The following is a 5,546-nucleotide window of genomic DNA, read 5'->3' as shown; positions in this document are numbered from 1 at the left end:
GGGAAAGCTCGACCGCATGTCTCAGTCTGTGTGGCCCGCTAATGCTGCGGTGACGAGGGCAGCGTTATCAGGTGCAACCTTGCCGTTCGGAAGGTGCTTGCCGTCCTCGAGACCTACACGCGTGCTCCACCCACGCTGACGCGCGAGCTTCACAAACGGCCACATTGTGTTGTCAAAACCATGTAGGAGTAGCGGAATACTTACGTCGGCGTTCGCCAGGGTAGCAGCTATCTTATCTGCTGTGTCAAAGGCACGCGGTAGGTTCTGCTCTTCGATCTCGATCAGAATGCGAAACACGCGATGGCGATCGGGCAACAACACGAAGCGCTCGGCGTCTTTGACAGTTGCAAGGCCAGCCTCAACGCCAACCCCGATCCGATGCAGCGTTTCAATAATGGCTGGGGCATCGGGCTCCGATAGATTGACGGATGCGTAATCCGGCAATTCCTGCCAGCCCTCGATGCACTGGCGGGTTAGGGCTTCGTCACCTTCAATCCATGCGCCGGTGGATACGCCAATCAACGTGTCGGGACATGCGGTTCGCATGACGCGAACGGTATCGTCAACGGCCAAGAGGCTTTCGCGACCGTCTCCCCCTCGCGGATGAAAATGAAGTTCATGGGCACCTGCCGCGATGCACGCCGCTCCTTGGCGTGCCATGTCGTTTGAGGTTAGCGGGAGGTCCGGATGGTAGTCGCTAGGCCGTGCGCCATTCAGACAAGCTTGAACGATCACTACCGACCTCCATCATAGATACAGCCGCTGGCGGCGTCGGCACACTGATTATGGCCTCACCTAAAATCTGGCAATTCGCACCAACCGTTCGAAGGGTCACTCCCATTCGACCATCGGTCGCGGGCCAGTTTAGTCGGGCAGTTTGCCGACCACCTTCATCCACCGATCCCGCGTGCTTGGATTGTCTTCGCTTCGCTTGCCCGGCAAATCGCGTGTGTCGAGCCAGTCGCTATGCCAGCTCTCGATGGCAAAATGGCTGGTGGGTCGGAACCGATATGCATCATCGAAGCTACCCACTGTCAGGTCCAGTCCGGGTGCCTCATCGTCGGCGAACTCGAAGGTCAATGGTGTTCCACAGGCCGAGCAGAACCCTCGGTTGGCAATAGGCGAGGATGCAAAGCGATCGGGTTCACGTGTCGTCCACGTCAGGTCGCTACGGAGAACACCTTTGAGTGCGATCGACACGCCGCCCGTGGCGCGCTGGCACATTCGGCAATGGCATAGGTAGGCTTCGTCGCTGTCGATCACGACAGCATATCGGACCCGGCCACATTGGCAGCCACCCGTCACCGTATCAGTCATCATCACGCTCGCAATGTTCGTCTGCCACGGTTCTGTGCCGAAAACGACCCAACGGCAATCCACCCAACTTACCGCCATTCCTTGCCGGCGAACCGAATCCCATTTTACGATCGATTCCGAGAATGCGCGGCCGTCTCGATCGCCGTTCCCAATCGGGAAACCGGCGCCGGTATGCTCACACCACCGTGTGCGGCTCGTCCACGTCCAATGGCTCAACTCGTGCCTTGAGCAGGTCGAAGGTGGCAGGAGCAATGTACAGGCTTCGGTGAGCGGCCTCGTTCCTAAGGGCAATCCGCTTTCGGGCCTCGCCATCGGAGCAGCTTACAGCCCACAATACAGAGGTTGCGCCTATGTCCGCGACTACGGCCCGCACGCGATCCCGTTCCGCCCGAGACCAGAAACCGTAATCGAGAACAACGTCGAGTCCCAGCGAGAGGCAACGAGCCCAGATAGGCTGCATGATATCCAGAATAGCCGCTGCCCTGTGCTGAAACGTGTCAGCGGGAGGGTCTTCACCAAACAGGCGTGCCATCCATTCGTCAGGCGTGAAACGGACGGCGCTATGTTGAAGCTCAAGACGCTTGGCTAGCATCGTTTTCCCCGAGCCTAAGAAGCCGAACACAAGGTGAGCCGTAGGCATTCCATCCCCCCTGCCGTCACTTCGCTTCATCGATAGCAGCTGAGGTCCACCGCCAGCGATTCCCAAAATTCGATCCCAATGGGAAAGCCCCGACCGTCTCGCTGGCCCTCTCCGATCGGGAGACGCTTGAGCCGGTCAGCTCAGTAATCGAACTTCATTCCGCGGCATGAAGCCGGGCGCAGGTGATAGTCCGCGAAGACTGAAGGCGGCTTGTCCTTGGTTTCCTCGGTGATAGTCCAGCGCCAGCCAGTGCCGGAGCGGCTGAACCGATTGACATATGTCGCGTCCGAGAAGCGGTAGCGTTGCACGAACCCGCCCTGTTCCACCTCGCCAAGACCCAGCGACGGTTCGTACAGGCCCCCGAAGGTGTCGGAAAATACCGACCCGATGGCCTGGGGTTTCTCACCGGCGCCATAGGTGATCGCTGCCTCATACGGGTCCGATCCGGTCGCGCGCAGGTGCAGAGTGAAATAGCGCCTGCCCAAATGCCATTCGCCCCGCGCGATCGACGGCGAGTCCTTGCCCTGAACCTGACCGCTTACTCGCCAGCAACCTTGCAAGCCGGCCACCCCTGCCAGACCCGGCGGTACGGTGTAGGCCGGCGTCGCCAGCATGAGCATCACCGTCAGCACCACCATTCCCTATTCCCCCGCGATCATGTGCAGATATGCTATCGTGGCCACCGGGATGCCAACCCCAATGTGAAAGGGATATCGTTCATGGCCCGCATCAATTTCATCGAGCTTCCCGCGAGCGATCTCGGTTCAGCCAGAACCTTCTATTCGGCGGTGTTCGGGTGGGGATTGACCGACTACGGGCCTAGCTATTCATGTACCACGACCGGCACTGTCGACTTGGGTCTACAGGGCGATATGAGCGAAGCCCCAAGTGCGCCTCTACCGGTGGTGCTGGTGGACGACATCGATGCGGCGCTGATCGCCGTCACTGGCGCCGGGGGAACTATCAGCAAGCCGGTCTTCGGTTTTCCGGGCGGCCGACGCTTTCATTTCCTCGATCCCAACGGGCTTGAGTTGGCGATCATGCAGACAGACTGACGCGGCTTTCCCGAAACTCGTTCGTCGTCTAATCGCGCTGGTTGCAAGTCAATTCTGAGCTGTCGTTGCCGGAAGCATGGTCGTCTTCGCGGTCGGCATGTGCCGCCGCATGATGGGGCTTCGCGAGTGACCCTTCCTATGTTTGCGGCGCACTCGATCGCGCTGGGGCGTCTGGTGCAACGAACGTCGCGGAATGGGTCAGCCTACGTCCCGGCAGGACGTCTCGTTGGCGCCTTGCGACGCTGGCGAGCTGGTGGATCAGGCGATGGCGTGAACTGCTCGGAACGGTTCGCCGGTAGTCAGCATGGTGTGCATGATGACGGCGAGTTTGCGGGCGACGGCGATCGCAGCGCGCTTGAAGCCGAGCCGCTCCCGCAGCTTCAGGCCCCAGGTGCGCAGATCGGACTCTGCCCGGCAGCGGGTGAGCAGCGATGTCGCAGCTTCGTAGAGCAGCCCGCGGAGGTGGCTGTCACCCCGCCTGGAGATATGTCCGTCGTAGTCGACCTCGCCGGACTGGTAGCGCCGGGTCGTCAATCCGACCCAGGCACCGACCGATCGCGAGCGCTTGAAGTTGCCCGGCTCTTCGATCGCGGCGATGAAGGAGGTGGCGGTCACGACACCGACGCCGGGAATGGACATGAGGAGCTGGCAGGCATCGCTGCGCCGGGCGTCTGCCAGCAGCATGCGGCTCAACTCCGCGGCGCGGAGACGAACGGCACGCCAGGCTTCCATCAGTGGGCGGATGATCCGGCCCCAGGCCGGCATTGTCGGCCAGCAGCGCTTCGACCTGACGCTCGAACTTGCCGCCCGTGACCAGGGGCACGACGAGGCCGAACGTCTTCATCAGGCCCCGAATCTGGTTCGACAGCTCCGTCCCGATCCGCACCAGCCGGGTCCGCGCCGCTACCAGCGTGCGCGTCAGCATGCTGTCGAAGCTCTTGACGCGGACTACCTTGTAGAACCCGACCTCGGCAAGGTGGGCCAGGCCATCGGCGTCGTTGGCATCCGTCTTGTTCGCCGCCATGTCGAGCGCGGCCTTGGCATGGCGCGCATCGATGCAGATCGCCGGCAAACCCTCCGTGCTCAGGGCATGGAAGAACCAGACGGACAGCGGCCCGGTCTCGAATACCACCCGCTTGGCTGCAGGCGCACGCTCGCGGATCAGCGCCGCAATCGTCTGCGGATCCGAAGGACACTTGCCGCGCCAAACGCGCTTGCCCCCGCGGCGAATGGATACCGCCGTCTCTTTCAGCGAAACATCAAGCCCGATATACTCGTCCATGGCTGTTCTCCATCAGATGCCTGGGCCCGGCTTCCTGTCGTGAGCCCGTTCTTCCATCTTATCGGGGAACAGCCACCAGCATCCATCTCGTGACAGATCGGAGTACCGCTCCCGCGATTACCCCATGTTTGTGGGAACGACGGCAATATGAAGCCGGGTTTAAATTTGCGCAGGTATCGCCGAAGGGGTTTGTGTTGGCGAGTTTCCGATACTCGCCTGCCTTACGGCAATATCTTTTAGCACATCGACATAGGCGGGGTCGGAGAAAACGGGACTGGCGGCAAGGTCCGCTGAATTGTCGATACGCCCGCCGTGCATCTTATGGTCCGCGTTTGCTTTCTTCATCGCCGCGATCATTTTCTGTACTAAGGGGTCCGAACTGTCGCCGCTCCGATCTACCGGCCTTCCTTCTTCAGAGCTAATTTGATGGTATAGCAGTTCTGTACCGGCACGGGTGATAACCCAGTTTCCAGAAGCCTTTTCGTCCGGGCTAACCTGATCGAGAAACTTCATCATGTTTCGCTGGTAGGCGGCGGGGTCGGCCCCCGTAATATCGACATACTTGCTGGCGAGGCGTGTCGGACCTGCATAACTGCCGGAGGCGAGCGCCATTTGCTGGGTCATGACGGATTGCGCAATCATCTGCTCGTCCTTGCTGAACAGCCCGCCGCTGTTAGTCACGACGGCATTCAGCGAACGACGATCAAGATTACCCATAAGGGCATTCCAATCCTCGCCTTCGTTGCTGTTGATGTTAAACGGCTTGCCGCTGCTCTTCATATCGGCATAGATCTTGTCCATGCTGGCGCGCGCATCGGTGGCGACCGTTTTGCTATCTTTGCCCGCCGAGCTGCTTTCCGCCCCTGGGCTGCCGACCGCCATGGCAAGAGCATCAGAGCGATACCCGGCTCTCGCTGGGAAGAACTGCCCGTAGTAAGTAACAGCGGTGCTTCCGGTAGGATTGGATGCCGCCAATGCCTGGGGTGAAATCTGCACCGTAACGCTGTTCGTCGCACTTGTTGTTGCGGTTCCATCGGAGGCGAGGGAGGCTTTTTGATCGCGGGAAATCGCATAGGCTGACTGCGCTGCGGATACGCCCTTCGACAGTGCCGCAGTGACAAACGGCGAGACGGTGCGCGCCGATGTGACGGTAGAAAAATTCATAGCCTAACCTCGACTTTGGTTAGGTGTTTGATCCCACGGTTTGATGGTGCGATCCTTTCGTTGGAATGGAAGGAAGCCGTATGGGACA

General features: G+C 60.3%; 6 protein-coding genes and 1 pseudogene. 1 reads left to right on the top strand and 6 read right to left on the bottom strand.

Annotation, left to right across the window (positions count from 1 at the left end):
• Positions 1–21: 21 nt before the first annotated feature.
• The 4 genes from sphst_RS12455 to sphst_RS12440 form a co-directional block, all read right to left on the bottom strand.
• Positions 22–735: a 3-keto-5-aminohexanoate cleavage protein gene (locus sphst_RS12455; protein ID WP_031393093.1), complete on the bottom strand. Its 714-nt coding sequence runs from the start codon at positions 733–735 to the stop codon at positions 22–24.
• Positions 736–864: 129 nt separating this feature from the next.
• Complete coding sequence (locus sphst_RS12450; RefSeq protein WP_031393094.1) at positions 865–1,317, bottom strand: GFA family protein; 453 nt, start codon at positions 1,315–1,317, stop codon at positions 865–867.
• Between the two features lie 175 nt (positions 1,318–1,492).
• Positions 1,493–1,957: an AAA family ATPase gene (locus sphst_RS12445; RefSeq protein WP_051916206.1), complete on the bottom strand. Its 465-nt coding sequence runs from the start codon at positions 1,955–1,957 to the stop codon at positions 1,493–1,495.
• Positions 1,958–2,097: 140 nt separating this feature from the next.
• Positions 2,098–2,595 (bottom strand): hypothetical protein, encoded by a 498-nt coding sequence (locus sphst_RS12440; protein ID WP_031393096.1) that lies wholly within the window; start codon positions 2,593–2,595, stop codon positions 2,098–2,100.
• Positions 2,596–2,676: 81 nt separating this feature from the next.
• Between sphst_RS12440 and sphst_RS12435 the strand changes: the two genes are divergently transcribed.
• Positions 2,677–3,012: a VOC family protein gene (locus sphst_RS12435; protein ID WP_031393097.1), complete on the top strand. Its 336-nt coding sequence runs from the start codon at positions 2,677–2,679 to the stop codon at positions 3,010–3,012.
• A gap of 258 nt (positions 3,013–3,270) precedes the next feature.
• Here the strand turns inward: sphst_RS12435 and sphst_RS12430 are convergent.
• Together sphst_RS12430 and sphst_RS12425 are read right to left on the bottom strand one after the other, a co-directional pair.
• Positions 3,271–4,294 (bottom strand): annotated as a pseudogene (locus sphst_RS12430) (IS110 family transposase).
• Positions 4,295–4,453: 159 nt separating this feature from the next.
• Entirely contained in the window at positions 4,454–5,458 is a 1,005-nt protein-coding gene (locus sphst_RS12425) for a hypothetical protein (RefSeq protein ID WP_159043610.1), read from the bottom strand.
• Positions 5,459–5,546 lie beyond the last annotated feature (88 nt).

Source organism: Sphingomonas sp. STIS6.2 (assembly GCF_000732685.2).
GTDB lineage: Bacteria > Pseudomonadota > Alphaproteobacteria > Sphingomonadales > Sphingomonadaceae > Sphingomonas > Sphingomonas aerolata.
This window is presented reverse-complemented; position numbering and strand designations above follow the sequence as displayed.

Bases quoted from the DNA above. Each gene is read 5' to 3' on its own strand.
- sphst_RS12450 (WP_031393094.1), bottom strand. From the start codon at position 1,317: ATGACTGATACGGTGACGGGTGGCTGCCAATGTGGCCGGGTCCGATAT.
- sphst_RS12445 (WP_051916206.1), bottom strand. From the start codon at position 1,957: ATGCCTACGGCTCACCTTGTGTTCGGCTTCTTAGGCTCGGGGAAAACG.
- sphst_RS12440 (WP_031393096.1), bottom strand. From the start codon at position 2,595: ATGGTGGTGCTGACGGTGATGCTCATGCTGGCGACGCCGGCCTACACC.
- sphst_RS12435 (WP_031393097.1), top strand. From the start codon at position 2,677: ATGGCCCGCATCAATTTCATCGAGCTTCCCGCGAGCGATCTCGGTTCA.
- sphst_RS12425 (WP_159043610.1), bottom strand. From the start codon at position 5,458: ATGAATTTTTCTACCGTCACATCGGCGCGCACCGTCTCGCCGTTTGTC.